Raw genomic sequence first — 24,610 nt, 5'->3', positions numbered from 1 at the left:
TATGACCGGTCAGGATTCCGCGACGATCGAGCGCCCCGCCAACAACATCGGGCGCTTGCTCCACCCCCGCTCGGTTGCCATCGTCGGTGCGTCCCCCACGCCCGGCGCGCTTGGCAACTCGGTCATGCGCAATCTCGAACGCCTCGGGTTCAAGGGTGATCTTCACCTTGTGAACCCGAAGCGTTCGGCAATCGACGGAAGGCCCTGCGTCTCTTCCATCGATGCGCTGCCCGTGGGTGTGGATGTCGCGGTTCTGGCCATTCCCGGCGGCGCGGTTCTGGAAAGCGTGCGCGCGCTTTCCCGCCGCAAGGCCGGGGCGGCGATCATCTTTTCCGCCGGCTTTGCCGAGGGTGGGGAAGAAGGCATCGCCGCGCAGGCCGAGATTGGCCGGATCGCACGCGAAACCGGCATGGTGATCGAAGGCCCGAACTGCCTTGGCATGGCGAACTTCCTCGAAGGAATCCCCCTCACATTCGTGGAAATCCCGCCTGTGCCGCGGCGCGAAGGGCGCAACATCGCGCTCGTTTCGCAATCGGGTGCAATGGCGATCGTCGAGACGACGACGCTTATCTCCAAGGGTCTCGGCCTTTCCTATTTCATCTCGACCGGTAACGAGGCCGCATCGGGCGTCGAAGACTATGTCGAGCAGATGCTCGATGACGACGATACCCAGATCATCGGCATGATCGTGGAACAGTTCCGCAATCCGGCACGCTTCCTCGAACTCGCCAATCGGGCGCGCGAAATCGGCAAGCCGATCGTGCTGCTGCACCCCGGCCAGTCGAGCGCGGCGCGCGAATCCGCTGCCACCCACACCGGCGCGATGGCCGGCGACTGGAAACTGATGCAGGCCAAGGTTCAGGACGCCGGCGTCGTGCTGGTCGACAGTCTGGAAGAGCTGGGTGACGTGCTGGATCTTGCCGCGCGCTGCCCGAAACCGCCGGTTGGCGGATGCGCGGTGCTGACGGAGAGCGGCGCGTTCAAGGCGCTGACGCTCGACCTGTGCGAGAAGATCGACCTCGACCTGCCTGCGCCGAACGAGCAGACCGCGCAGGCCTTGCGCGCTGGCATGCCGGACTTCATCCCGGTTTCGAACCCGATGGACCTCACCGCGCAGGCGCTGGTCGATCCCGATCTCTATCGCCGCGCGCTGGAAGCGCTGTTGACGGACCCCGGTTTCGGCAGCGTCGTCTTTGCCATCATCCAGACGGACGAGACGACTTGCGACCGCAAGTTCCCCGCAGTGATCGACGCCGTCGGGAAGCTGAAGCCCGAAACGCCGGTGATCTTCGCCGGCATGGACGACGGCGCGGAAGTGCCGCAGAAGTACATCGACGAGCTTCGCGCGCTGGGCGTTTCCTACTTCCCTTCGCCGGATCGCGCGTTCCGTGCCATCCGCCGTTATGCCACGGCAGAGGCCGGTCAGGCGCGCAGTGCGCTGGCACCGGTCGCGATCGATGCCGGGCTTGCCGGTACAGTCCCCGAATATCGAGCGAAACAGCTGCTGCAGCCTGCGGGCATCACGTTCCCTGAAGGCGGTTTTGCCGCCACGGTGGGCGAGGCTGCATCGGTCGCCGCCCGCATCGGCTATCCGGTCGTGCTCAAGGCGCAATCGGCCGACCTCAGCCACAAGAGCGATGCCGGCGGCGTCCTGCTCAACATCGCTGACGAGACGGAACTGGCTGCGGCGTGGGACAAGGTCTATGCCAATGTCCGCGCCTATTCGCCGGGGCTCGAACTCGACGGTTTGCTCGTGGAGAAAATGGGCAAGCGCGGTGCCGAACTGATCGTCGGCGCCAAGAACGATCCCGAATGGGGACCGGTCATTCTCGTCGGTTTCGGCGGTGTGCAGGCGGAGATTCACAAGGACGTGCGCCTGCTGTCGCCGGACTTGTCGGTCGACGCGATCGAGGGCGAGATCCTCAAGCTGAAGAGCGCGGCATTGCTGACCGGCTTTCGCGGTTCGCCCAAGCTGGACGTCCGCGCCGTGGCGGAACTTATCGAGAAGCTTGGCGCAGTCGTGCGCGGCACGCCGGATATCCGCGAGATCGATCTCAACCCCGTCGTCGTTTTCCCCGAAGGCGCAGGATGCGTTGCGCTTGATGCGTTGATGACGGTAGTTTGATGCCATGAGGAGCCGGGCCGAAGCGGAAAAGCTGGTAGCGATCGACGTGCACGTGCACGCCGAAATCAGTTGTCGCCAACCGCTCGACCCGATCCAGGTGACCTTCAACCAGGCCGCTTCCGACTACTTCAAGGTTCCGCTCGACCGTCCGTCAATCCCCGATACCATCGCCTATTACCGCGAACGCAATATCGGTTTCGTGATGTTCACGGTCGACATGGAATCCGGCACCGGCATCACCCGCATCCCGAACGAAGAGATCGCAGAGGCCGCGGCAGAGAACGCCGACATCATGATGGCTTTTGCCTCCATCGACCCGCACAAGGGCAAGGCCGGAGCGCTGGAAGCGCGCAGGCTGATCGAGGATTATGGCGTTCGCGGGTTCAAGTTCCACCCGCCGCTTCAGGATTTCGATCCCGCCGATCCGATGGCGTGGCCGCTGTATGAAGTCATCGACCACTTCAAGCTGCCTGCCATTTTCCACACCGGCCATTCCGGCATGGGAACGGGCATGCCGGGCGGGGGCGGCATCCGGTTGAAGTGGGGCCAACCGATCCTTGTCGACGATGTCGCGGTGCGGTTCCCCAACATGAAGATCATTCTGGCCCACCCGAGCTGGCCGTGGACCGACGAGGCGCTGTCGATGGCGCTGCACAAGCCGAACGTGTTCATCGACCTGTCCGGCTGGTCGCCAAAGTATTTTCCGCCGCAGATCGTGCAGTATGCCAATGGTCAGCTGGGTAAGAAATTCCTGTTCGGTTCCGACTTCCCGCTGATCCCGCCGGACAAGTGGATCGGCGCTTTCGACAAGGCGGGTTTCAAACCTGAACTGCGCGAGCCGATCCTGAAGGGCAACGCGCTCGACGTGCTGTTTGGCTGAACCCGTGCGATTTGCCTGCCACGGGGCCGCAGCATCCGAATCGCGTTGACGACCCGCCACACTGGCCGTAGTTGGCGCGAACCAATGTGCCCGGCCGCCAACGCGATCCCGGCACTTCGCGGGCGTAGCTCAATGGCAGAGCAGAAGCTTCCCAAGCTTACGACGAGGGTTCGATTCCCTTCGCCCGCTCCAACTCCATCACCGGCGGTATGGCACGAAATCGCCCAGCATGATGACGCCAGAGGTCGATTGCGTGTTCCGATCGATCGTGCGCACGATGTCGTATTTGCACAACTGGCTGCCGGTTCGCTCGATCACGACGATGTCGTGCGCGTCGAGTGATGCCGGATCATGCGGTCGCGCAACCCATATGGTGTCCCCAGCATCGTAGACGACCGCCGTACGATCGAGGATCTTCAGGCGGCTTGAGCTGAAGGCCGCAATGCAACTGGCCGGTTCGCCCGCAACGCGGTCCTTCAGCATTTTTGCCAGCCTGGCTTCTTCCCGATCCTGATAGGGTGTGCCGCCGTGAACGCATCCGGCGGCGATCAGCATTGCCAGCCCCGATGCCAGCCATTTTCCGGTTCTCATCCCGTCGCTCCTTGCGAGGTGCACCTCGCGCTGTTTTTCCGCCATTGTCGTACAAACCATCAAAGCCTGCCCGCCACCGAATGTGCATCCGTAAATGTCCGCCCCATAGCCCCGTAGAATCACCGATACCCCGATCCTGCGTGCTCCTTAAGGTTCCTTGCGGGTCTTGAAGGAGTTTCGCCGTGAAGAACATCATGCTGCTCGTACATGACGATGCCGGACAGGAAGCTCGGCTGCAGGTGGCGCTGGACATTACCCGCGCGCTTGGCGGCCATCTGGAATGTCTGGACGTTTTCGATCTGCCGATCATGGCGGCCGATTATTACACCGGCGGAAGCGGGGCTGCCTTGGCCGAAATGGTGAAGGCGGACGAGCGCAAGGCGATCGCCAAGCTCCAGGCCCGGCTTGCGCGCGAAGATGTGCCATGGACGATCGGCGAAACGCTGGGGACTTATCCGGAAGCGCTTGCCCGCGCATCGGACTATGCCGATCTAATCGTCGTATCGTCGCGCCTTGGCAACGGGGGTGAGAGCGGGGAAAGAGTCCGGCCCGAAGCGCTGCCGTTGAAAGCGCACCGACCGGTGATGGCCGTTCCGCCGGAAAGTCGCGGGCTTGATGTCGCGGGAAGGGCGCTTGTCGCCTGGGACGGATCGCACGCCTGTAACGAGGCGTTGCGCTGCGCCGTCCCCCTGCTGCGACACGCAGAGCGCGTGACCTTGCTGGAGGTGAACAATCCGCAAGGGGCCTTCGCGATGACCGATGCAGCCACGTACGTTGCACGCCACGGGATCGCCGTGGACCTTGTCGAACGGAATACCGAAGGTGCGGTTGCGGACATGGTGTTGGCCCATGCGGGGCATTTCGGTGCCGATTACATCGTCATGGGTGCATACGGCAAACCGCGTCTGGCCGAAGCGGTGTTCGGCGGTGTGACCCGCACGATGCTGATCGAGAGCACGGTTCCCTTGCTGGTCGCTCACTGATCAGTGGCGGGGGCGTGCCGGCATTGTTCCGCATGTTCCTCGCTCCACCGGTGTTGTGAGCCAAGGCCCGCTGCAAAGGCGATGCGCAGCGCATCGGCGAAATTGGTGACTTCCAGCTTCGTCATGACGTTCGCCCGATAGACTTCCACCGTGCGCGCGCTGATGCCCAGATCGTAGGCGATGGTCTTGTTCGGGTAACCGCAGGCAAGCCCGTCCAGCACTTCGCGTTCCCGATCTGTCAGGTGGCCAAGCTGCGTCGTTGCCCAATCTTCGCGGCTGCGCCTTTCCGCGCCGGCCGCGAGCTTCCGGAATGCCTTTTCCGCGGCGTCGAGGATATGCTGGCGCTCGGCGGGCTTCTCGATGAAGTCGACGGCACCGGCCTGCATTGCGGTTACCGCCATGGTGATGTCGCCGTTTCCGGTCAGTACGATTACGGGGAAGTTAAAGCCCTGCCGCTTCATTTCGCGCTGCAGTTCAAGGCCGTCCATCCCCGGCATCCTTATGTCGATCATCGCACAGGCCGGTTCGTACTTGTCCGCGCCGTTCAGAAATGCCTCTGCATTTTCCCAGCGGATCACGCGGTATCCGGCCGTCGACAACAGGAAATCGAGCGATCTGCGGATCGCGTCTTCATCGTCGACGATATGGACGAGCTTGCTCTCAACCTCCATCCGGTTCCTCCATCCCGACTGCCGCCGCGCTGGCGGGCAGGGTGAACGCGAAAACGGCGCCGCCACCGGCTGCATCCTCGTACCACAGCTTGCCGCCGTGGGCTTCGACGATGGTGCGGCAAATGGCGAGGCCAAGGCCCATGCCTGCGGGTTTGCTGGTGGTGAAGGGCTGGAACAGGCTGGGTACCCGTTCGGGCGGGACGCCGTGGCCGCTGTCTTCCACCTTGAAGATCACCATAGGCCCTGTTTGCGCGATCGAGATCAGGATCGAGCCATGCCTGCCGATGGCCTCTATCGCGTTGCGCACGAGATTGACGATCACCTGCTGGATCTGGATCCTGTCGACGGTGACTGGCGGAGTTCCTTCGGCCACCTTTATCCTGCATTCGATCTCGCGGAACCGCGCGCCGGTGGTGGCAAGGCTCGCTGCCTCGCGCGCAAGGTTGCCGGGGTCCTCCAGCGTTTTTTCCAGCTGGCCGTGGGACATGAAGTTGCGCAGCCGCTTGATGATCTCGCCCGCGCGCATCGCCTGCTTCCCCGCTTCCCCCAGCGCCGATGCGGCAAGGGATCTGTCGAGAGCATCGCCGTTCGCGATCAGGTCGGCCGAAGTCTGCACAACGTTGCCGATCGCCATGAGCGGCTGGTTGAGTTCGTGGGCAAGCACGCTGGCCAGCGCGCCCATTTCGTTCACGCGGGCGATGTGGGCCAGTTCGCGTTGCAGCTCCTGCAGCCGCGCTTCCGTCTCCTCCTTTTCGCTGAGGTCGTGGAGGAAGCCGGCAAACAGCCTGCGTCCGCCGCCGAACGCTTCGCCGACGCAGAGTTCGTGGGGGAAGGTGGTGCCGTCCTTGCGCCGCCCGAACACGCGGCGGCTGGAGCCGATGATCCGGCGTTCCCCCGTTTCGAGATAGCGGCGGATATAGCCGTCGTGGCGCTCGCTTTCGGGCGACGCCATCAGGATGGAAACGTTGCTGCCGACGACCTCGTCGCGTGTATAGCCGAACAGTTCTTCGGCTGCCTTGCTGAAACTGACGATCAGGCCGCTTTCATCGATCACGATCATCGCATCGGGCACTGTTTCAAGAATCGACTGGAGGAGAACCGTGCTCGCCTCCAGCGTACGCGACTGGACGTCTTCGTCGGTCACGTCGCGGATCATCTGGCCATATCCGCCCGGAAGCTGGCCATCGCCTTCCAGCCGGCTGATCGTGATTTCCGCGAGGAACCGGCTCCCGTCCGCTCTCATGCGCCAGCACCGGTCGCGAAAGGTGCCGCTTTCCCTTGCGATCCGCAGCTGGCGCTGCGGCAGGCGGGCGTCGCGTTCATCTGGCGGGAACAGGACATCGAAGGGCCGGCCAAGAACCTCGCTTCCTGTCCAGCCCAGCTTGCGCCGCGCATTGTCGGTCCAGATCGTGATCAGGCCGCTGTCGTCCATCAGGCAGAGCGCGAGGCGATCCGCAATATCGATGAACAACGACAGTTCCTCGCTCAACAGGCGGGCCTGCAACTGTTGTTCCAGCCGCCCCGTCAGGATTTCGGAACGCGCGAGACAGCCGACGACATTGCCCTTGTCGTCACGCCACGGGGTCAGGCTCCAGCGGATCCATTCGGCAGTGCCGTCCCTGCGTTCGACCCGGTCGAGATCGCGTGACACCTTCTCGCCCGCAAACGCGCGCTCGAACAGGGGTTCGAACTTGTCCTGATATTCCGGGAAGATGTCGAAGTGGGCCAGCCCGACGTAGTCTTCGGCATCGGGAAGGTAGTCCGCGATCCAGCGGCTGTTGCAGGCCACATAGCGTGCATCGCGATCGAAAATTGCGATGGCGGCGGGCGACTGGTCGAGCAGGATGGCGACAAGGCTCTTGTCGTCGCAGTTCCAGCCAGTTTGCGGTCCCGTAGTGCCAAGCATGTCCAAGTCCCGCGACCCGGTAACCGTTCTAGCAAATCGGTCGCCGGATCGGTAGCCCGGACAACAGGCGGGCAACGCGCGCGATCACACCACGCGGATGATGATCGACGTGAAATTGTCGGGCGCGCCGCGGGAAAGCACATCCTCACCGATGATCGTCGTCGCCTGCCGCGGGTTTCTTGTCGTGAGGTGGTGGCAGATTTCCGCGTCATCCAGCACGCGGGTGACGCCATCTGTCGCCAACAGGAAGATGTCGCCCGCATGCACGGGGCCGGACACGGCGTCGATCACCAGTTCCTTGCGGCTGCCGACTGCGCGGGTGATGACGTTGGCGTCGGGATGCCCCTCGGCATTCTCCGGCGCGATCAACTTTGCATCGACAAGATCCTGCACCAGGCTGTGATCGCGGGTCAGGCGTGTGATCGCACCTTGCCGCACCAGATAACCGCGGCTGTCGCCGACCCAGAAACAATAGTACCGCCCGGATGCGATGACGAGTCCGACGACTGTGCTGCCGATCGTGCTTGGCGTGCTGCTTTCGCTGGCAAGACTGACCAGACGTTTCTGCACGATCTGGATCGCGTCCATCGCGCGCTTCGTGGTCTCCCTCGGGTCCACGTCGGTTCGCACCGACTCCATCGCTTCCACGATCATGGCGCTGGCCACTTCGCCCGCCTCGTGCCCGCCCATGCCGTCTGCCACGATCCATATGCCGTCGGCGGGCCGGTCCAAGTAGTTGTCTTCGTTGATTTCCCGAACAAGTCCGACCTCGGACTGACACGCGGTGAGGAATTGTGGGTTCATATCCCTCCAAACCTGCTTCTTAAGGGTTGAAAGCCGTGTCTTTACTGTTCAGTTTCATGTCAGTTGATACCTTGCCGGGGGCATCGGGGCAATGATCAAGCCGAAACGCATGGAAAGATGGCCCGCAACCCGTGTTGAACGGTTGCAAACGGGCGCGATGCAGGGGTGGGAGCAGGGCAAAGCATGATGACCGACATGATCATCGGCCTGATGGCGGCCTTCACCGGTGTCGGCATCAGTATCTACGTGCATTTCTTTGGCCTGCGCACGCTGGCCTGGTGGGTTCAGCACCGTCAGCCGCCGGTGCGCAAGCCGCTGCTGCTGGTCATGTTCGTCGCCTTCTCGCTCCACGTTGTGGAAGTCCTGATATTCTCCTTCATCTTCGCGCTGTGCGAACTGGGCGGTTTCGGAGAGTTGCAAGGCGCCGTCTATGGCGGGACCGGCTGGTTCATCGATCATTTCTACTTCTCGATCGCGTCGTACACCACGCTGGGGCTGGGCGATATCGTGCCGCACGGTGCGATCCGCATGATCGCGGGGGTGGAGGCTCTCGTCGGCCTCGTCCTCGTGGCGTGGAGCGCTTCGTTCACTTACCTGATGATGGAACGGCTCTGGGCCGACCGCATGCCGGTGATGACAGAGACGGAAGTGGAGCGGGAACGGGACGGGGAATAGGCGTCAGGTCTACGCCTCGCCTTATCCGGGCACCTGCAGCGATCGCTCGCGATAAGTCAGCGACCATTCGTTCAGATCGGCCAGCATGATCGTCGCGGTCTTGCGCAGTTCCACCGTCAACTCGTCGAGTTCGGTAATCTCCGCAAGCCGCGCGCCGTTTGCCTCCAGAGAGACGACGGTGCTGTCGGAACGGCTGGCCGCCAGTAAATGCTCCCCGTGCCCGCGCAGGCCGAACGCGGCGGCGCTGAGGGCGGGGAAGCCCGCCGTCACGAATATGAAGGGCGCGGTGAGAGGCTTTACCCAGCCATGCAGGAAGAAATAGATCACGATGTAGAGCGAACAGGCCGCGATCACTGCTCCGACAAGGAAGTTGCCAAGTTCGTGCAGCCGGTGGTCCAGTTCGTGCATGCGGTGGGCGTTCGTGCGGTGATAGGCGGCTTGCGGCCTGACCTGTTCTTCCATCACGTCCCGCGCCAGATCGCGTATCGTATCGTCCGTGCAGGTGCCGACGGGGGCGGCCATTTCGCGCCAGATCGCGGTGGCGTACCAGCGGGTCCAGTCCGCGGATTCAAGGCTGCGCGCCGACCGCTCGAAGAAATCGGCGCGAAACGGCGGGCCGGCAAGGCCGGTGCGCTTCAGGTAGGCAAGCGGGCGCAACGATTCTGCCAGATGCCGGTATTGCAGCCACTTGCGGTGCCATTCGCCGCGTCCGCCGATGTGCGTGTTGAAATACAGCATGGCGATCACGCCCAGTTCGACCATGACCAGCCAGATCTTGATCGCGGGCACGATAAGCCCGGTCAGCGCGACGATTACGGCAAAGGCAGCCAGTGCGTAGTTCGTCACATGCCCGCTGCGGAACAGCTGCGCATAGCGGATCGCGAGGAAGTTGGCCCAGTCGTAGGCTTCGTCCAGCGTCCGGGTGTCGAGATCGCCGGATTTGCCGCTGCCCGCCTCATGCCCGTCGACCACGCGGCCCTGGTGCCATGGCCGTGCCGGCAGTCGCTTGATGCCCAGCAGGGCCAGCATGACCGGATATTCGATGCGCCAGTTCGTGCGCCGCTCCACTTCCGCGAAATACTGCGCAGCCTGCTCCCTCTCCAGCTCCGTGTGGGGAGCAAGGGTCGATCTGACCAGCCGGCAATAGTCCTGCGGACCGTCCAGCGGATCCACTACGGGATCGAGAAGTTCGCCGCCGACCAGCAGGCGAACGTCGGCGATCCTGTTCGCGGCCCGGTCCACGCGCACGTGGATGACGGGAACGCCGCCCAGCAGCGCCAGTTCGACGACATGCGCCGTGCCGCCCCTGCCGCGCCCTTCCTCGCCATCCCAAACCGCGACAAGGATATCGGCCGCGGCGATGATCGCCTTGCCGACAAGGACATAGGCATCGTCCTCCCGCTCGCGCTTGCCGGGCAGGCAGAAGACCTCGTCAGCCGCCGCGACCTGTCGCTTGAACTCCAGGTGTTCTTCGCCAAGCGCGAAATCCTGCGTGTATTCGGCTTCGGAGAAGGGAAGTATCGCGCGAACTTCGTAATCCAGCCGCCGTGCGGATCGGGCCGCGATCTGGTCCGCCCCCGTCGCCAGCGCGGTGTGGAAGCGGAAATGGGGCCTTTCCTTCGAAAACGGTTCCGGCTGCGTTTCCTGCAGGTTGTGGACTGCGCCGATCAGCGCGCCGAGCACGCCGTCAAGCCGTTCGCCCAGTTCGCCGACGATCGCATCGCCGATCGCGTTGGCGCGATGACCCGTAATGCCGACATTGAGCGTGAGGCGAGGGCGCGGTGGATGGATCAACGCCAAGGCGGGGCCGGTCCTTAGCGGGCCGCGATTGGCGAACGAAGGTCGTGCACCAGCCGGACGCCGCCGACCTGCAACACGGATCCGACCGCTATCGGTGCAGTGCCGGAAATCCTCTCGTCGTCGATGTATGTGCCGTTGGTGGAATCGAGATCGGTCACCATCAGTTCGCCGTTCAGCAGCGCTATTTCGCAATGGTTGCGCGAAACGCCGGGGTGGTCGAGCACGACATCGGCGGGTGCCGCGCGGCCGATCCGCAGGCCCAGCGGGCCGACTTCGAACGATGCGACTTCCTCGCCATCGGTCACGATGTCGAGCATGTGGCGTTCTGTCGGACCAATGTCGTCATAACGCAGCAGCTGGGTTGCTTCGTATTCCTGTGCCACGACAGGCTGCTTGAGGCCGGGAAAAGCTGTCGGAGCGCCGCCGAACTGCGATTCGTGCCGGCGTTCGGGCTGCACGGCGGGGGCGGCAGGTTGCGGTTTCGTCGCTTGCCGCGATTGCGCAACCGCGCTTTCGCCGACAAGCTGGTGCAGGTCGGTCACGAACTGGCGCCATGCGAAGTCGTCGCGGTCCCCGCTCCAGTGGGTGAGCTCCGCCGTATGCGTCAGTTCGAAGATGATCGGGCGGTCGCACGGCTCGATGATAGCCGGGGCGAACACCCCGCGCCGGTCCGCCAGCGTCGCTTCGGCACGTACCCAGCGCGATGCGACGGAACGGGGCGACCACAGCACCACAACCGCCTTTGCCGCGCGCAAGTTGCGTTCGATCACTTCGTCGAAAGTCTCGCCGGAATGCAGGGCGGCGTCCCACCAGACGGCGAAACCTTCTTCGCCAAGCTTGTCAGCAAACAGATGTGCAGTCGGCCGGTCTTCCCGACTATAGGATATGAAGATGTCCGGACTAGACATTCAAAACCCCCAATAAAATCCTGCAAGACGACATGCCCTGGTTGGCACGAACTGCCTTCAAACCAACAGGATTCCCCAATCCCAGGTATATCGCGGTCATGCTGACGAGGATCACCGAACTCGGGCAGACGCATGAATATTACCGTAAAGAAACCCTTTCGCAAGTGCGGAAGGTGTGATCGCGCAAAGGTGCCCATCAATAGTACACAGATGATGTAACGATCCCGCGCGTTCAGATAACAATGCGCGTTATTACAATGATTTGGCGATATCCGGCAAGTATGCGTTACGGCTCGGTCTTGGCCTAGACGGCCTAGCTACGGGCCGAATCCAGCAATTCGATCACTTCGCGATCGTCGACTTGCCTGAAATCGCGATAGAATCTGCCGACGGCGATGAACGGTTCGGGGGTCGCAAGCACGACGATCTCGTCACACAGCGGGCGCAGCGCATCCACCGTATCCGGCGGAGCCACGGGAGCCGCCAGAACAAGGCGGGCCGGATGGCTCTGCCGCGCGCCGCGCAAGGCTGCCGACACGGTGGAGCCGGTGGCGATCCCGTCGTCGACGATGATGATGGTGCGCCCCTCAAGTGCGGGTTTGCCCCTTGTGCCGAGATACGCGGTGCGGCGGCGCTCCATTTCCGTCAACTGGCGGGCCAGTTCAGCCTCCACGTAGTCGCGGCTTGGTCCGATTGCGCTCATCGCCTGTTCGTTGAACACGACTTGCGGCTCTTCGCCATCAACAACTGCGCCGATGGCGAATTCGCTGTGACCGGGCGCTCCCAGCTTGCGCACCATCAGCAGGTTCAGTTCCGCGCCAAGCGCGTGTGCGACCTCGTAACCGATGGGAACCCCGCCGCGCGGCAAGGCAAGGATTATCGGGTGCAACGCAGCAAGATGGGCCAGCCGTGCGGCCAACAACCGGCCTGCCTCGGCGCGATCATGGAATGGCAGCGTCGGCTCGGGCACGATTTGCGGTCTGGTCATGACTACCATCGCAGTTGCGCCGCAATCAGGTGTGATGGGCCGAAACGGCTCGCAATGTTTCAGCGGCTAGCGATGCCGAGGCGCAGGCGGCGACATCGCCCAGCGACAGGATGCCCACCATCCGCTTGTGTTCGTCGATGACGGGCAAACGGCGAACCTGCCTGCTTTCCATCAGGCGGACGGCATCGTCCAGTTCCTCGTTCTCCGTGCAGTATATGATCGGCGAACTCATCACGTCGCGCGCTCTCAGTTGCAGGGGATCATCCTTGCCGCCCAACCCGCGCAAGGCGATGTCGCGATCGGTGACCATTCCGACCAGCCGGTCATTCTCGCCCACCGGCAGCGCGCCGATATCGTCCCGGCCCATCCGCGCCGCGATTTCGGGCAGGCGGACATCGGGGTCGATCCAGTTGGTGCCCGGATGCATGGCGTCTTTCACTTTCATGGCAGACCTCCTTCGATCACACGCATGATGGCCGATTTCGGATGCTGGCGCGCTCCGTAGATGCCCCAATGCCGGGGCTTGGGGTGTGCGGCAGTCGCTTGATTCTCAGGGTATTTCCCTAGCCGCGCGAATACGATCGGTTTGCGGTCCCCGCTCTAACGCCGGCCTTTGCAGGAGGAGGGGGCGCAACTTGGGCAGGCGCAGGTACCAGCGATGGGAAATCCGGGTGGCGGGCTGCTACCGCTCACCCGCAGGGGCCGAGGTATTTATCTCGGCGCACGATATCTCTGCATGGGGTTGCCGCCTTGCCAATCCGTCGCGCAACCTTTTCGTCGGCGACCGCGTCACGGTGTTCATCGACGGGCTGGACCCGATCGAGGCGGAATTGCGCTGGCACGATCGCGGGGTCGAAGCCGGTTTCGAATTTGCCAGCGCCGTGGACGCGGTGCAGCTCGAACTGCTTGTCGCGCATTGTGCGGGGCGCGTGAAAGTCGTTCCCCGCCAATGGCAGACCCTGTCCGAAGACCGCGAACGGGTGGGCTGATCGTGCCCGTTGTGGTCCGGCTTGTACCCTGACCCGATCCGCTGTCAGCGGATGGGGCAGTCGGGATTCAGGCGGAAATTCAGGTAATTGTCGACCGAGCGCATGAGTTCGTCGTACTCGTGTTCGAAGAAGTGGTTGGCGCGCGGAATCTCGTCATGATGGATCGTGATGTGCTTTTGCGTGCGCAGCTTGTCGACCAGCTTCTGCACCGCATTCGGCGTTACCACCGTATCCGCCGCACCCTGGATGATGATGCCCGATGCGGGGCAGGGGGCAAGGAACGAGAAGTCGTACATGTTCGCTGGCGGGGCGATGGAGATGAAGCCGCGAATTTCCGGCCGGCGCATCATCAGCTGCATGCCGATCAGCGCGCCGAACGATACGCCCGCGATCCACGTCACTTGCGCTTCGGGATGGATGGTCTGCACCCAGTCCAGCGCGGCAGCCGCGTCGGACAATTCGCCGATGCCGTTGTCGAAGCTGCCCTGGCTGCGGCCTACGCCGCGAAAGTTGAAGCGCAGCACTGCAAAGCCGCGTGCCGCGAAATCCTTGTAGAGCGCCTGCGTGATCCGTTCGTTCATCGTACCGCCGCCCTGCGGGTGCGGATGGAGGATCATCGCCAGCGGCGCACGCGGGCGCGGAGCGGGGTGGTAGCGGCCTTCGAGCCGGCCTTCGGGTCCGGGAAAAATTACGGAGGGCAAGAGATCCTCGTCAGGTTTTCAGCCATCGCCCGGGCGGAAAAACCGTCGGGGATGTGAATTGCGTTGGATGCCTATATAGAAAGCACGCGCGCGAAGGCAATTATAACGGTGCCATGACGCGAAAACTTCCAGTTCCTGTACGGTTTTAGAGCGAAATTTTTTGTGAAGCCCACCTATCTCGATCATGCCGCAAGCGTTCCGGTACTGCCTGCGGCGCGTGAGGCGCTGCTGGAAGGGCTCGCTCTAGGCGCCAATCCGTCCAGCCCGCACGGGCCGGGCCGCGCCGCCCGCCGCGCGCTGGAAGGTGCCCGCGAACGGGTGGCACGCGCACTTGGCTGGAACGGAGAGATCATCTTCACCAGCGGCGCCAGCGAGGCGCTGGCCATCGCGCTGACTCGCAGCCATGCGCACCGGCACGTCGTTTCGGCCGTGGAGCACGAGGCGGTGATGCGCCATGTGCCGGGTGCGCGCATCCTGCCCGTCGGCGCTGACGGGATGATCGAGGCGGCGGCTATCGGCGATGTCGAGGGGGCGCTTGTCGCCGTGCAGCAGGTCAATAACGAGACCGGCGTGATGCAGCCGCTTGGCGGTATCGAGGATCACGTGCGATCGGGCGGCGGCGTGCTGCTTGCCGATTGTGCGCAGGGCGCGGGCAAGATCGCCTTGCCCGATTGCGACATGGCGGCGATCAGCGCCCACAAGTTCGGCGGACCGCCGGGCATCGGCGCGCTGCTGGTGCGCGATTTCTCGCTGATCGCGCCCACCGGAGGGCAGGAGCGCGGATATCGCGGCGGCACGGAAAACGTGCCGGGCGCGATGGCGATGGCAACCGCGCTGGAGGCCGGACACCACTGGCTGGAGGAGGCACTGCGCCTTCGCGCGATGGTGGAGGATGCGATAATCGACGCCGGTGGTGAAGTCGTCGCGCCAGCCAGCCCGCGCATTGCGACGATCGCTTCCTATCGATTGCCCGGTCTGGCGGCTGCGGTGCAACTGATCCAGCTCGATGCCGCCGGCATTGCCGTTTCGGCGGGCAGCGCCTGTTCGTCGGGGTCGCTGCGCGCAAGCCATGTGCTGACCGCGATGGGCATGGACGAAAAGGCGGCGGGTGAAGTGATCCGTGTGTCGATCGGGCGGGAAACGAAAGAGGCGGATCTCGACCGGTTCCTCGATGTCTGGACCGCGATGGCGAAGCGGGCGCGGGGATGATGGTGTGATCTACCTCGATTATCAGGCGACGACCCCGCTCGCACCCGAAGCGCGCGATGCCATGCTGCACTGGCTGGACGGACCGGCGGGCACAGGCTTCGGCAATCCGCACAGCCCGCACCGCTACGGGCGGGAGGCAGCCGCAGCGGTGGAACTGGCGCGGGACCGTGTGGCCGCACTGTTCCCGCCGGGGGGCAGGGTGATCTTCACCGCCAGCGCGACGGAGGCGTTGAATATCGCGATCAGGGGCTGCGCGCCGGTCATCGCGGGGCAGGGGATCGCCGTTTCCGCCATCGAGCACGCCGCCGTGTGGGATACGGCTCAGGCGCTGGCGAACCCGTTCCACGAGATAGCCGTTGATGCCCAGGGGCTTGTCGATGGCTCCGGCCCGCTTCCGGCTGGCACCGGGCTGGTCGCGGTGATGCAGGTGAACAACGAGATCGGCACGGTCCAGCCCGTCGCGGAAATCGCACGCGCGGCAAAGGCAGCGGGGGCTTTGTTCGTGTGCGACGCGGTGCAGGCGGCGGGCAAGATGGCACTGCCCCTGGCAGACTGCATCGCGATCTCTGCCCACAAGCTGCACGGGCCGAAGGGCATCGGCGCGCTCTGGATCAGGGACGGGCTGGAGCTTGCGCCGCTGGTAACCGGCGGGGGGCAGGAAGGGGGGCTGCGTTCGGGTACACTCAGCCCCGCGCTTTGCGCCGGGTTCGGCGCCGCGGCCAAGCTGGCGACCGAGCGGATGGAGGCCGATCGCGAACATGTCGAGGCGCTCTGGAACCGTGCGATCGAACTGTTTGACGGCTGGATATTGAACGGCAGCGCGACTGCCCGCTGGCACGGCAATCTCAACTTGCGCCGCGACTGGCTCGATGTTGCAAGACTAATGTCCGATGTACGCGATGTCGCGTTTTCGGCAGGTTCCGCCTGTGCTTCCGGTTCGGGCAAACCCAGCCGGGTCTTGCGGGCGATCGGTTTGAGTGACAAAGATAGCAAAACTTCGATCCGGCTTGGGTTCGGGCGATATACCGGGATGGATGACCTTGAAAGGGCTGCTGCGGCGATAATCGCCGCTGCCGGAACGCAAGGGTGACGAGAATCATGGTGCACGTCAGGTTCGTAACTCCCGACGGTCGGAAGATCGAAGCTGAAGGGGCCGAAGGCGACTCCCTGCTTTCGGCAGGGCAGGCGGCCGGCATGCCGCTCGAAGGAACGTGTGAGGGGCAGATGGCCTGCTCCACGTGCCATGTCGTCGTGGCGCCCGACTGGTTCGGCAAGCTGGACATCGCGTCTGAGGACGAGGAGGACATGCTCGACCTTGCCGCCGGAGTGGAAGGGACAAGCCGCCTTTCCTGCCAGATCACCCTGACCAGCGCGCTGGACGGGCTTGAGGTTCGCATTCCCCAGCATGTGCACGACGTTCAGCGCCGGTGAGGTGACCCGTCGATCACGCCAAGTGATTACCGGATGATTTTCGCATTCAGGCCGGCGCGTTAACGATTGTCAGCCTGCTTTTGCTCCGGTGGATTAACCACGACTGGCACTCGGTGCAGGCAGCGACAACGCCGCAAATCAGCCACTTTTGGGTCACTGCGTGAAGGCATCGGGCTTGGTTTGGGGGTCGGCGACGTTAACCAGACTCCGCAAGCATGAGCTTCAAGCATTCCTTGACCGCCCACGGGCGAAAAGGGATGCATGGTCAAAGCGCCACTTGCACCCCGGGCCCGATCCCTCGCAACGGTCATCTTCGGATCGGCCGTGCTGGCGGGCGTGCTTCCGGCGCAGGCGAGCGCCGCTACCTCCGGACCGGCCCTGATAGCCTCTGCAGTCGCGAATATCGCGGTGGCGACCGACTGTCGCCGTTCGCCCGCTTTGCAGTTCACGCGCAGTCAGGTCGTCGGGCAGGCAGCTCTTATTTCACGCCCCAGCCGCAAGCCGATGTCGGCGCTGGAACGCATGCGCCTTCAGCAGGAGAACCCTGCCGCAGCCACCATGGGTGCCTCCTTCGCCGAAATGGCCAAGCCGGCGGATTTTGCGCCAGCGGTAGTTGCCGACAATTCGCCCCTCGTACCCGCTGCGTTCGGCGGGATCGGATGTGCCGAACTGTTCGACAGCGTGCAGCCCGGTATCGCTCGCCCGCAGTACGATTTCCTTGAAAGCCGCATCCTGCCTGTCTCTACCACGACATTCGATGCGGACTGGACCCGCGTTTCGGGCAAGGCAGGATCCGCCGCTGTTCGCAAGGCAGTCCTGAAAATCGGTGGCGGGGAGGGCGCGATGGCGGACCGGATCGCCACCGTGAACGCGTGGGTCAACCGGCGGGTCGCCTACACACCGGATGCCAAACTCTACGGCAAGGCGGACTATTGGGCTTCGGCAAGCGAGACGCTGGCGCGCGGCAAGGGCGATTGCGAGGATTACGCGATCGCCAAGATGGATATCCTTGCGGCCATGGGCGTCGCCCGTGAAGACATGTACCTCACCATCGCCCGCGATCTGGTGCGGCGCGACGATCACGCGATCCTGATCGTGAAGCTGGAAGGCCGCTCGATCCTTCTGGACAACGCCAGCGACGAGCTGATCGATGGCGATGTCGCCAACGACTATCGCCCGATCCTGTCCTTCAATGCGGATAAGCGTTTCCTTCACGGCTACTGAGCCGGAGGATTACTTCTCGGTCAGGGCCGTGTTCAGGCCGCGAGTGATCGGCTTCAGCAAATAGGCAAGCACGCTCTTGCGCCCGGTGATGATCTCCACCTCGCAGATCATGCCCGGCATGATCGCCAGCCTCTGCCCGCCGTGCCGGATATAGGCGCGGTCGGTCTCGATCTGGGCAAGGTAATAGCTTTCCCGCTCGTTCTCGTCATAGACGCTGTCGGGGCTGATCTGGCGAACCTTGCCGGACAACCCGCCGTAGATCGAGAAATCGAAAGCCGTGACCTTCACGTTCGCCGGATCGCCAACCTTGATGAAGGCGATGTCCGACGGGCGGATCTTGGCTTCCACCAACAGGCGATCGCCGGTGGGCACGACCTGCATGATCTGCTCGCCCGGTGACACGAAGCCGCCGACGGTCGTAACTTGCAGGTCATTGACGATGCCGTCGACTGGTGCGCGCAGTTCGTTGCGCGAAACGCGGGCGCTGGCGCCCTTGATCGACTGTTCGTTTACTGCGATCCGCGTTGCCAGTTCGCTGCGTTCGTTGAGCGCCTGCTGCTGGAAATCGAGCCTTGCGCTGGAAAGCTGGGCCTGCGCCTCGCTGACGGCCGCCTGTGCGCGCTGCACGCCCTGTCGCGCGGCGGCGAGCCTGCCTTGCAGATCCACTACATCGCGCTGGGCGGTAATTAGTTCGGTCTGCGGAACGATGCCCTGTTTGGCCAGCGGAGTGAGCATGTTCACCTGATCCTGCGCCAGCTTGAGGTTGCTTTGAAGCGATGTCGCGGTCGCCTCACCCTCGCGCAAGTCGCGGCGGCGCTGTTCGACCGCGGCGGCAAGCGCCTGCTCGCGGCTGCGCGCTGCGGCCTGACGCACTTGTTGTAGGCGCTGCTCCTCGGCGCAGCCGCTTCCCGGTGCGCAACCTGTCCCTTCGCCCGAAGCCTCGCGCTGCAGCCGGTTGGCGCGCGCTTCCAGCATCTCGGTTTCCGTTTCCAGCTGGCCAAGCTGGCTGGCACTTTCGCTGTCGTTCAGGCGGACGAGCAGCTGGCCGCGTTTCACCTGTTCCCCGTTCTGGACAAGGATTTCGTCGATGGTCGCCGGATCGGCGGCCTGCACGACCTGAACCTTGCTGTTCGGGATCACCTTGCCCTGACCGCGCGTGATATCGTCAAGCGGTGCAAAGGCAGACCAGACGAGCAGCGCGAACATGCCGACCGCCGCCACGACAATGAGCCTGCGGCTCGAATCGAGCCGTGCCCAGTGGACCTTCATCCGTTGGATCATGCGCCGGGTTCCAGCCCTTCTGAAGCGATGCCGGTTGCGAAGCCGGGCTTGGCTTCGGGTTGTGTAACCGGCTTGGGAGCTGCCGCCTGCGGTTCCGCACCGACAACCGGTGCTTCGCCGTGAGTTGCCGTCAGTTGGCGATAACGCCCGGCCTTCGGCAATTCGAGCTTCCAGCCCTTTGTCGTGTCCATTCGCCCGCCGATGTCGTTCTGGGCATGGCGATCCTTTACATCAGGCGCGACGGTCAGGCCGTTTTCGAACAGTCCGGTCTGCGGATCGGGTCCGTCTGTCGCAGGCAGGTCGGCCATGCGGATCGACGGGATCAATTCGGAGCCGTTGTAACGCGCGCTGAAAGCCCGCGAGCTGCCGAGACTGCCGTTGAAGCGATAGAAGATGTGGCTGCCAAGCTGGCGAACCTTGCCCAGCGAATATGCCCAGCGCGGCACGACATAGTCGGCATGGTAGTGCGTGGCCGTGCCCACACTGGGCTCGACATGACCGGCCAGCGCTTCACGCGCGATGCGGGCCGCCGAAGCCCACGCCGCAGCGGCCGGGCGCCGTGCGAGCGATCCGTCGCATGTGAAGCTGAACTGGCAAACCCGCTGGTCCGAACCCTGATAGACAACGCCGCACACCGAATTGGGATAGGCCGGATGGCTGACGCGGTTGAGCACGACCTGGGCCACGGCACGCTTGCCGTTTTCCGGTTCGAACCCCGCCTCGTAATAGATCGCCTGCGTCAGACATTGCTGCGCATTTGCCGAGACATGGGCATTGGCAAAGCCGCGAACCCGTTCGAGCGGCAGGCTGGAGAATGTGATTTCGGCATTACGCTCTTTCGCGCTTTCGCCCGATGCGAGGATCTTGCTCTTCTCGCCTTCGACCAGCGATGCGATTTCACGCCGCTGTGCCGCAACGGCATCGACGGGGAGGGCAACGGCCTTTGCTTCGCCTGTCAGTCCGCCGGGCATCATTGTCGTACTTCCCAGAACGACAAGCGGAGCGGCGGCAAAGATGCCGAGCAGCACTACGCGAGCGCCCTTCAGGCGCTTCACGAGCCCACCGGTCTGGCCGGGGTCAGCTGCGGGTTTCAAAACCGACACTCTTGATAACCTCGTCCTTTTGCCCATCGGCGGCGATCTGGCCGTCGTTGATGACGATGACCCTGTCGCACAATGCAAATAACGCCGGACGGTGAGTCGCCACAACCAGTGTCTGCGAAGGTGTCAGGCTTTGTGACAGTGCGTCGATAAACATCTTCTCCGTCTGCGCATCCATCGCGCCGGTCGGTTCGTCCAGGAACAGCATCTGGCTTGGCGCAACGAATGCACGTGCAAGCGCAAGGAAGTTACGCTGACCGCCCGAAAGCGCCCGCCCGCCTTCACCGACAGCACGGTCGAAGCCGCCCGCATCGCGCGAAAGGAACCTGTCGGCGCCGACCTTGCGCAAGGCGTCGATCAACTGCTGTTCACCCGCGCGCGCGCCGCCAAGGGCAAGGTTGTCCTTGATGGTGCCGGAGAACAGGTTCGAATCCTGCGCGACGAAGCGGAAATTGCGGCGCACGTCGTGCGGGCGATATTGCTTCGCGTCGATCCCGTCGATCAGCACTGCACCTTCGTCCGGCTCGTAAAGGCCGCAAAGCACGCGCCCCAGCGTGGATTTGCCCGATGCGACCCTGCCGATGATCGCGATGCGTTCACCAGGGCGGATCGTCAGGTTCACGTTCTTCAGCGAGGGAACGCTGGAGCCGGGATAGGCGAAATCGACACCTTGCAGCGATATGTTGGCGCTGCGGACCTGCGGGGGCAGAGAACTACTGCCCATCTTGCGCTCGTCCGGCCCGTCCCACAGGCGTTCGATGGAATCGAGCGTCTCGCTAGCCTGTTTCCAGCGGGTGAGAAGGTAAGCCAGCTGCCCCGCCGGCGAAAGGGCGCGCGAGGCGAGCATCACGATCGCGATGATCGCGCCCATCGAGATGATGCCCGCGTCGAACATGTAGTAGCCGCCGATCACCAGCGATATCGTCGAAACCTGCTGGAAGGTGGAGGCGGCGCCGATCGCGGTGGAGTTCACTTCGCGAAGACGCTTCTGCGACCGGCTGGCCATGTCGGAAATGCGGCGCCAGCGGCCAAGCATTTCGCCTTCGCCGGCGATGGACTTCAGCGTTTCCAGCCCGGCGATCGATTCCACCAGTTGCGTCTGCTGCAGGCCATAGTCTGCCTGTGCGTCGCGGGCGCTGTCGGTGATCTGGCGCTGCAGCCGGATGCCCAGCAGGATCATGCCGCTGATAATGACCAGCGGGATCAGGGCAAGCGGGCCTGCGATGATCGCAATGAAGCCGATGAAAATGAACAGGAAGAAGACGTCGACCATCAGCGTGATCGTCGTCGCGGCAAAGAAATCGCGGACGATCGCGTATTCGCTGACCCGCGCGACGAGGTTGCCGGTATGGCCGACTTTCGCCGCCAGCGGCGTCGACATGACGCGGGCGTAGATCTTTTGCGATAGGCTGATGTCCAGATCGCGGCTGATCTCGTCCAGTACGTTCGTTCGCGCCTTGCGCAGCGCGAATTCCAGCGTGAAGGCGATCAACACGCCCAGCGCCAGCACCCACAGGCTGGACGTCGCCCGGTTGGGGATCACGCGGTCGTAGACGTTCATCGTGAAGATCGGCAGCGACACTGCGAGGAAGTTGATTACCACCGAAGCGAGAATGACTGGCCAGAAATCGCGGCGGCGCTTGGCAATCTCGGACCAGAACCAGTGGCTGCGGGCGCGCTGGTGCCACGGTTGCCCTGCATCGCGTAGCGTGGAAGGATCGCCTTCCACCGAAAGCAGGGTCAGCGGCTGGATGCCGGCAAAGGCTGCTGCGGGCTGCCATGTTTCCTCGACATCACCGGGCTGCCAGGCGAGGACGTCGTCGCCCTCACGGTCCAGCAGCACCGCAAGCGAACCCTCACCGTCCCGCAGGATGAGCGGATAGTGGGACTTGGCTATCGGCAGGCGCTTTGCCGGCGCCTCGTCGTAGTTCAGGCCCAGCAGTTCAAGCGCCGGGCCGACCTGGTGCCAAGGCAGCGTGCCGTTGGCCGCAAAGGCCAGCGACGAGGCAAGCGTGGCCGTTGCAAACGGCGTGTCGAAATGGCGGGCAACGCGGGCCAGGCAGGCGATCAGGGGATCGACCTGCCTGGCTGGCGTGTCAGCCGACTGTTGCGGCGATTTTTCGAACTTTTCCGGCGCGGCCGAATTCATGACAAACCCTGTCCAAACAAGCTGCGCCGAGCAGCCCGCTTATTTCGGATAAACGCGACTCTCGCGCTCGGCCGGAATATGCGGTCCGTAATCGAAACGCTCGCGCTCATTTTCGCCTGCACCATAGTGGGGCGGCACCGTCAGCGCCTCGAGGAAGCGATTGGTGGCGGCCAGCGTCTGGTACTGGGCGAAGATTTCCGAGAAACGCGCCGTTTCTAGGCGGACCTGCACGTTGTAGCGCGTGTTCTGCGCATCGAGCACGTCGAGCAGTGAACGGCGACCGACGTTGAACTGGCCCTGATAGGATTCGAGCAAGCCGTCTGTGACGGTGCTCTGCGTCGCCAGTTCGCCGACGATGCGGCCCTGCGTTTCCAGCGCGTTCCATGCCATGCGCACGTCTTCCTCGGCTTCACGCTCACGCGTGTGCAGGCGGAAGCGAGCCTCGCTCGAACGGCGGACCATTTCCTGATACTTGGCGTGGTTGATGCCGCTGTCGAAGATCGTCCAGCGGACATAGGCGCGGGCCTGCACGTCGTTGGTCGTACCCTTGAAGCCGTCTATATCGTCGCCCGTCCGGGCATAGGCATCGACGCCGATAGTTGGGTAGAGATCGCCCTTGGCGCTCACGGCGAGGGCGCGAGCCGCATCCACGTCTGCCTTCGCTTCCAGCACCAGCGGGTTGCGGGTGCGCGCAAGCCCGATCGCGTCGGCTTCCGTGGCCGGCATGGCGGCGGAAAGGTCCGGCGGAGTCGTGACGTTGTCGATGGTAAGCCCGGTCAGCGACTGCAGACGGATCTTCGCGTTCTGCAACGTTTCGGCGGCTTCCGCCTCACGGATAAGGGCGGCCTGCAAGCGCTCTTCCGCTTGCTGACGGTCGGCGATGGAGATCGAACCCTGTTCGACACCCTTGCCAAGTGAAGTCACCAGTTCGCGGTGGAAGCCGGTATTATCCAGCGATGCGGCCATGATGCGCTGTTGAAGCATGACGTCCAGATACTGGCGCGCGATCTGCAAGGCGACGAATTCCGAGCGTTCCAGAACGCGCAGCGACGCACCGTCGACGCGCGATGCCTGACGCAGCAGTTCGCCGCGGCGGCGTCCGAAATCGATCACGGTCCAGTCGCCCGTAATCTTGCCTTCCAACGGATAGAGCCAGTCGTCATCGATACCGATCGAACGGCGCGTCGGGTTTTCCAGGTTACGGGCGCCGATGCTGCCTTCGATGTTGATGCGCGGGCCATAGAGCCCCTGCGCCTGCTTGCGCTCGAACTGGATGGCTTCCTTGTTCATCTGCGCCTGGCTGATTTCGGGATTCGAGTCGACGCCGACTGCGATCGCTTCCGTCATCGTGACAGGCGCGCTTTGCGCTAGGGCGGTGCCGGAAACCGAGGCGCTGAGCAGGCCCGCGGCGACGGCAGCGAACTTGAGATAGGTCTTCATGTCCGTCCCCCCTTACTGGACGTTGATTTCGACGCGGCGGTTCTGCAGCTCGCGCACGCCGTCCGCAGTCGGAACGCGCAGGTTGCTTTCGCCAAAGGCCGCACTGTCGATCGCGCCGTCGGTCACGCCGCGCGCGGTGAGATAAGACCGGACCGATGCGTTGCGACGCCCGGCAAGGCCCATGTTGTAGCTGTCCGAACCCGACGTGTCGGTATAGCCGCCAAGCTGGACCGAAACGGTTTCACAGTCGGCAAGGCCGGCGATCGCGCTGTCCAGCGTGGTTGCCGCTTCCGGCGTGATCTCGGCCGAATCCCAGTCGAAGAACACGATGAAGTTACCCGTATTGCAGATCGCCGGGGCAGGCGGGGGCGGGGGGGGCGGCGGCGGGGGGGGCGGTGCCATCCAGCGCAGGTATGCCGCATCGCACTTGCGGATCGAATCTTCGTCCCGCAGGTCGTTGCGCATGAACCCGATGGCGATCGCGCACTGCACTTTCGCTTCCGATGCCCACATGTAGCGGGTGTCGGTCGAGTTCACGACTGCCGGATCCAGCGTTGCCGCCAGCGAAGCGTCGTAACGCATCTCCAGCTCTGATTTCAGCGTATCGTCATCAAGCGACATCAGGTCCGAGCCAGCCTGGGCAAAGGCCGGGGTGGCAAGTGCCACCGCGACTGCCGAGGCACTTGCAAGGACACGCAAGCTGTTCGTTGGCCAGCTTTTCATTGGAAAGACCCCCTTACCTTACTTTCCGTTAT

The 24,610-nt window shown here is 63.6% G+C and carries 23 protein-coding genes and 1 tRNA gene; 10 read left to right on the top strand and 14 right to left on the bottom strand.

The genetic code is table 11. The features are described 5' to 3' along the window. Position 1 precedes the first annotated feature (1 nt). The 3 genes from A7A77_RS00935 (at position 2) to A7A77_RS00925 (ending at position 3,197) form a co-directional block, all read left to right on the top strand. Positions 2 to 2,125, top strand: a complete 2,124-nt coding sequence (locus A7A77_RS00935; RefSeq protein ID WP_066552269.1) for an acetate--CoA ligase family protein — start codon at positions 2 to 4, stop codon at positions 2,123 to 2,125. A 4-nt stretch (positions 2,126 to 2,129) separates the two neighbouring features. Next, on the top strand, positions 2,130 to 3,005 hold the full coding sequence (locus tag A7A77_RS00930) for an amidohydrolase family protein (protein WP_066552267.1): 876 nt from the start codon (positions 2,130 to 2,132) through the stop codon (positions 3,003 to 3,005). Between the two features lie 118 nt (positions 3,006 to 3,123). Next, positions 3,124 to 3,197, top strand: a tRNA-Gly gene (locus A7A77_RS00925). Positions 3,198 to 3,203: 6 nt separating this feature from the next. Here the strand turns inward: A7A77_RS00925 and A7A77_RS00920 are convergent. Then, a complete protein-coding gene (locus A7A77_RS00920; RefSeq protein WP_066552537.1) occupies positions 3,204 to 3,596 on the bottom strand; it encodes a hypothetical protein in 393 nt (130 codons plus the stop codon). Positions 3,597 to 3,778: 182 nt separating this feature from the next. Between A7A77_RS00920 and A7A77_RS00915 the strand changes: the two genes are divergently transcribed. Continuing rightward, positions 3,779 to 4,579, top strand: a complete 801-nt coding sequence (locus A7A77_RS00915) for a universal stress protein (protein WP_066552265.1) — start codon at positions 3,779 to 3,781, stop codon at positions 4,577 to 4,579. Here the strand turns inward: A7A77_RS00915 and A7A77_RS00910 are convergent. From A7A77_RS00910 to A7A77_RS00900, 3 genes are all read right to left on the bottom strand, one after another. Beyond that, a complete protein-coding gene (locus A7A77_RS00910; protein ID WP_066552259.1) occupies positions 4,573 to 5,250 on the bottom strand; it encodes a response regulator transcription factor in 678 nt (225 codons plus the stop codon). The two genes, A7A77_RS00915 and A7A77_RS00910, sit on opposite strands and share 7 nt — an antisense overlap. Continuing rightward, positions 5,240 to 7,156: a PAS domain S-box protein gene (locus tag A7A77_RS00905; protein WP_082835803.1), complete on the bottom strand. Its 1,917-nt coding sequence runs from the start codon at positions 7,154 to 7,156 to the stop codon at positions 5,240 to 5,242. Before A7A77_RS00905 ends, A7A77_RS00910 begins: the two co-directional genes overlap by 11 nt. A gap of 84 nt (positions 7,157 to 7,240) precedes the next feature. Further along, the gene (locus A7A77_RS00900; RefSeq protein WP_066552257.1) at positions 7,241 to 7,960 is read right to left on the bottom strand and encodes a PP2C family protein-serine/threonine phosphatase; all 720 of its coding nucleotides are present in this window, start codon (positions 7,958 to 7,960) and stop codon (positions 7,241 to 7,243) included. A 186-nt stretch (positions 7,961 to 8,146) separates the two neighbouring features. Between A7A77_RS00900 and A7A77_RS00895 the strand changes: the two genes are divergently transcribed. Further along, entirely contained in the window at positions 8,147 to 8,635 is a 489-nt protein-coding gene (locus A7A77_RS00895; RefSeq protein ID WP_245638339.1) for a potassium channel family protein, read from the top strand. A gap of 21 nt (positions 8,636 to 8,656) precedes the next feature. Here A7A77_RS00895 and A7A77_RS00890 read toward each other — a convergent pair whose 3' ends face one another. The 4 genes from A7A77_RS00890 to A7A77_RS00875 all read right to left on the bottom strand — a co-directional run bounded on the left by A7A77_RS00890 (position 8,657) and on the right by A7A77_RS00875 (position 12,776). Continuing rightward, a complete protein-coding gene (locus A7A77_RS00890) occupies positions 8,657 to 10,435 on the bottom strand; it encodes a DUF4231 domain-containing protein (RefSeq protein ID WP_156500286.1) in 1,779 nt (592 codons plus the stop codon). A gap of 14 nt (positions 10,436 to 10,449) precedes the next feature. Beyond that, on the bottom strand, positions 10,450 to 11,343 hold the full coding sequence (locus tag A7A77_RS00885; RefSeq protein ID WP_066552255.1) for a TIR domain-containing protein: 894 nt from the start codon (positions 11,341 to 11,343) through the stop codon (positions 10,450 to 10,452). Positions 11,344 to 11,656: 313 nt separating this feature from the next. Continuing rightward, positions 11,657 to 12,331: a phosphoribosyltransferase gene (locus A7A77_RS00880; RefSeq protein ID WP_066552253.1), complete on the bottom strand. Its 675-nt coding sequence runs from the start codon at positions 12,329 to 12,331 to the stop codon at positions 11,657 to 11,659. Between the two features lie 25 nt (positions 12,332 to 12,356). Continuing rightward, a complete protein-coding gene (locus tag A7A77_RS00875) occupies positions 12,357 to 12,776 on the bottom strand; it encodes a CBS domain-containing protein (protein WP_066552251.1) in 420 nt (139 codons plus the stop codon). Between the two features lie 85 nt (positions 12,777 to 12,861). Between A7A77_RS00875 and A7A77_RS18115 the strand changes: the two genes are divergently transcribed. Continuing rightward, the gene (locus tag A7A77_RS18115; RefSeq protein ID WP_281179967.1) at positions 12,862 to 13,320 is read left to right on the top strand and encodes a PilZ domain-containing protein; all 459 of its coding nucleotides are present in this window, start codon (positions 12,862 to 12,864) and stop codon (positions 13,318 to 13,320) included. A gap of 44 nt (positions 13,321 to 13,364) precedes the next feature. On the opposite strand, the gene A7A77_RS00865 is transcribed toward A7A77_RS18115, so the two are convergent. After that, a complete protein-coding gene (locus A7A77_RS00865; RefSeq protein ID WP_066552247.1) occupies positions 13,365 to 14,021 on the bottom strand; it encodes an alpha/beta hydrolase in 657 nt (218 codons plus the stop codon). Between the two features lie 162 nt (positions 14,022 to 14,183). Here A7A77_RS00865 and A7A77_RS00860 point away from each other — a divergent pair, with 162 nt between their 5' ends. The 4 genes from A7A77_RS00860 (at position 14,184) to A7A77_RS00845 (ending at position 17,885) form a co-directional block, all read left to right on the top strand. Further along, entirely contained in the window at positions 14,184 to 15,230 is a 1,047-nt protein-coding gene (locus A7A77_RS00860; protein ID WP_066552245.1) for a cysteine desulfurase family protein, read from the top strand. A 4-nt stretch (positions 15,231 to 15,234) separates the two neighbouring features. Next, the gene (locus A7A77_RS00855; protein ID WP_066552243.1) at positions 15,235 to 16,320 is read left to right on the top strand and encodes a cysteine desulfurase family protein; all 1,086 of its coding nucleotides are present in this window, start codon (positions 15,235 to 15,237) and stop codon (positions 16,318 to 16,320) included. Positions 16,321 to 16,328: 8 nt separating this feature from the next. After that, positions 16,329 to 16,661, top strand: coding sequence for a 2Fe-2S iron-sulfur cluster-binding protein (locus A7A77_RS00850; protein WP_066552240.1), 333 nt, complete (start codon positions 16,329 to 16,331; stop codon positions 16,659 to 16,661). Between the two features lie 261 nt (positions 16,662 to 16,922). After that, a complete protein-coding gene (locus tag A7A77_RS00845; protein WP_066552238.1) occupies positions 16,923 to 17,885 on the top strand; it encodes a transglutaminase-like cysteine peptidase in 963 nt (320 codons plus the stop codon). Between the two features lie 9 nt (positions 17,886 to 17,894). Here the strand turns inward: A7A77_RS00845 and A7A77_RS00840 are convergent, their stop codons facing one another. The 5 genes from A7A77_RS00840 to A7A77_RS18525 are packed head-to-tail and all read right to left on the bottom strand — an operon-like array spanning position 17,895 to position 24,578. Beyond that, the gene (locus tag A7A77_RS00840) at positions 17,895 to 19,166 is read right to left on the bottom strand and encodes an HlyD family type I secretion periplasmic adaptor subunit (protein ID WP_066552236.1); all 1,272 of its coding nucleotides are present in this window, start codon (positions 19,164 to 19,166) and stop codon (positions 17,895 to 17,897) included. Further along, the gene (locus tag A7A77_RS00835) at positions 19,163 to 20,260 is read right to left on the bottom strand and encodes a cell wall hydrolase (protein WP_245638338.1); all 1,098 of its coding nucleotides are present in this window, start codon (positions 20,258 to 20,260) and stop codon (positions 19,163 to 19,165) included. Before A7A77_RS00835 ends, A7A77_RS00840 begins: the two co-directional genes overlap by 4 nt. Beyond that, positions 20,244 to 22,415 carry a type I secretion system permease/ATPase gene (locus A7A77_RS00830; RefSeq protein WP_082835800.1) on the bottom strand — a complete coding sequence of 724 codons (2,172 nt, stop codon included), beginning with the start codon at positions 22,413 to 22,415 and terminating at the stop codon, positions 20,244 to 20,246. Before A7A77_RS00830 ends, A7A77_RS00835 begins: the two co-directional genes overlap by 17 nt. 39 nt (positions 22,416 to 22,454) lie before the next feature. Beyond that, positions 22,455 to 23,855, bottom strand: coding sequence for a TolC family protein (locus A7A77_RS00825; RefSeq protein WP_066552232.1), 1,401 nt, complete (start codon positions 23,853 to 23,855; stop codon positions 22,455 to 22,457). 12 nt (positions 23,856 to 23,867) lie between these two features. After that, positions 23,868 to 24,578, bottom strand: a complete 711-nt coding sequence (locus A7A77_RS18525) for an OmpA family protein (RefSeq protein ID WP_082835799.1) — start codon at positions 24,576 to 24,578, stop codon at positions 23,868 to 23,870. Positions 24,579 to 24,610 lie beyond the last annotated feature (32 nt).

It is taken from the genome of Croceicoccus bisphenolivorans, from assembly GCF_001634625.1.
GTDB lineage: Bacteria > Pseudomonadota > Alphaproteobacteria > Sphingomonadales > Sphingomonadaceae > Croceicoccus > Croceicoccus bisphenolivorans.
The sequence above is the reverse complement of the archived record's forward strand: the minus strand, read 5'-3'. Positions and strand labels throughout refer to the sequence as shown.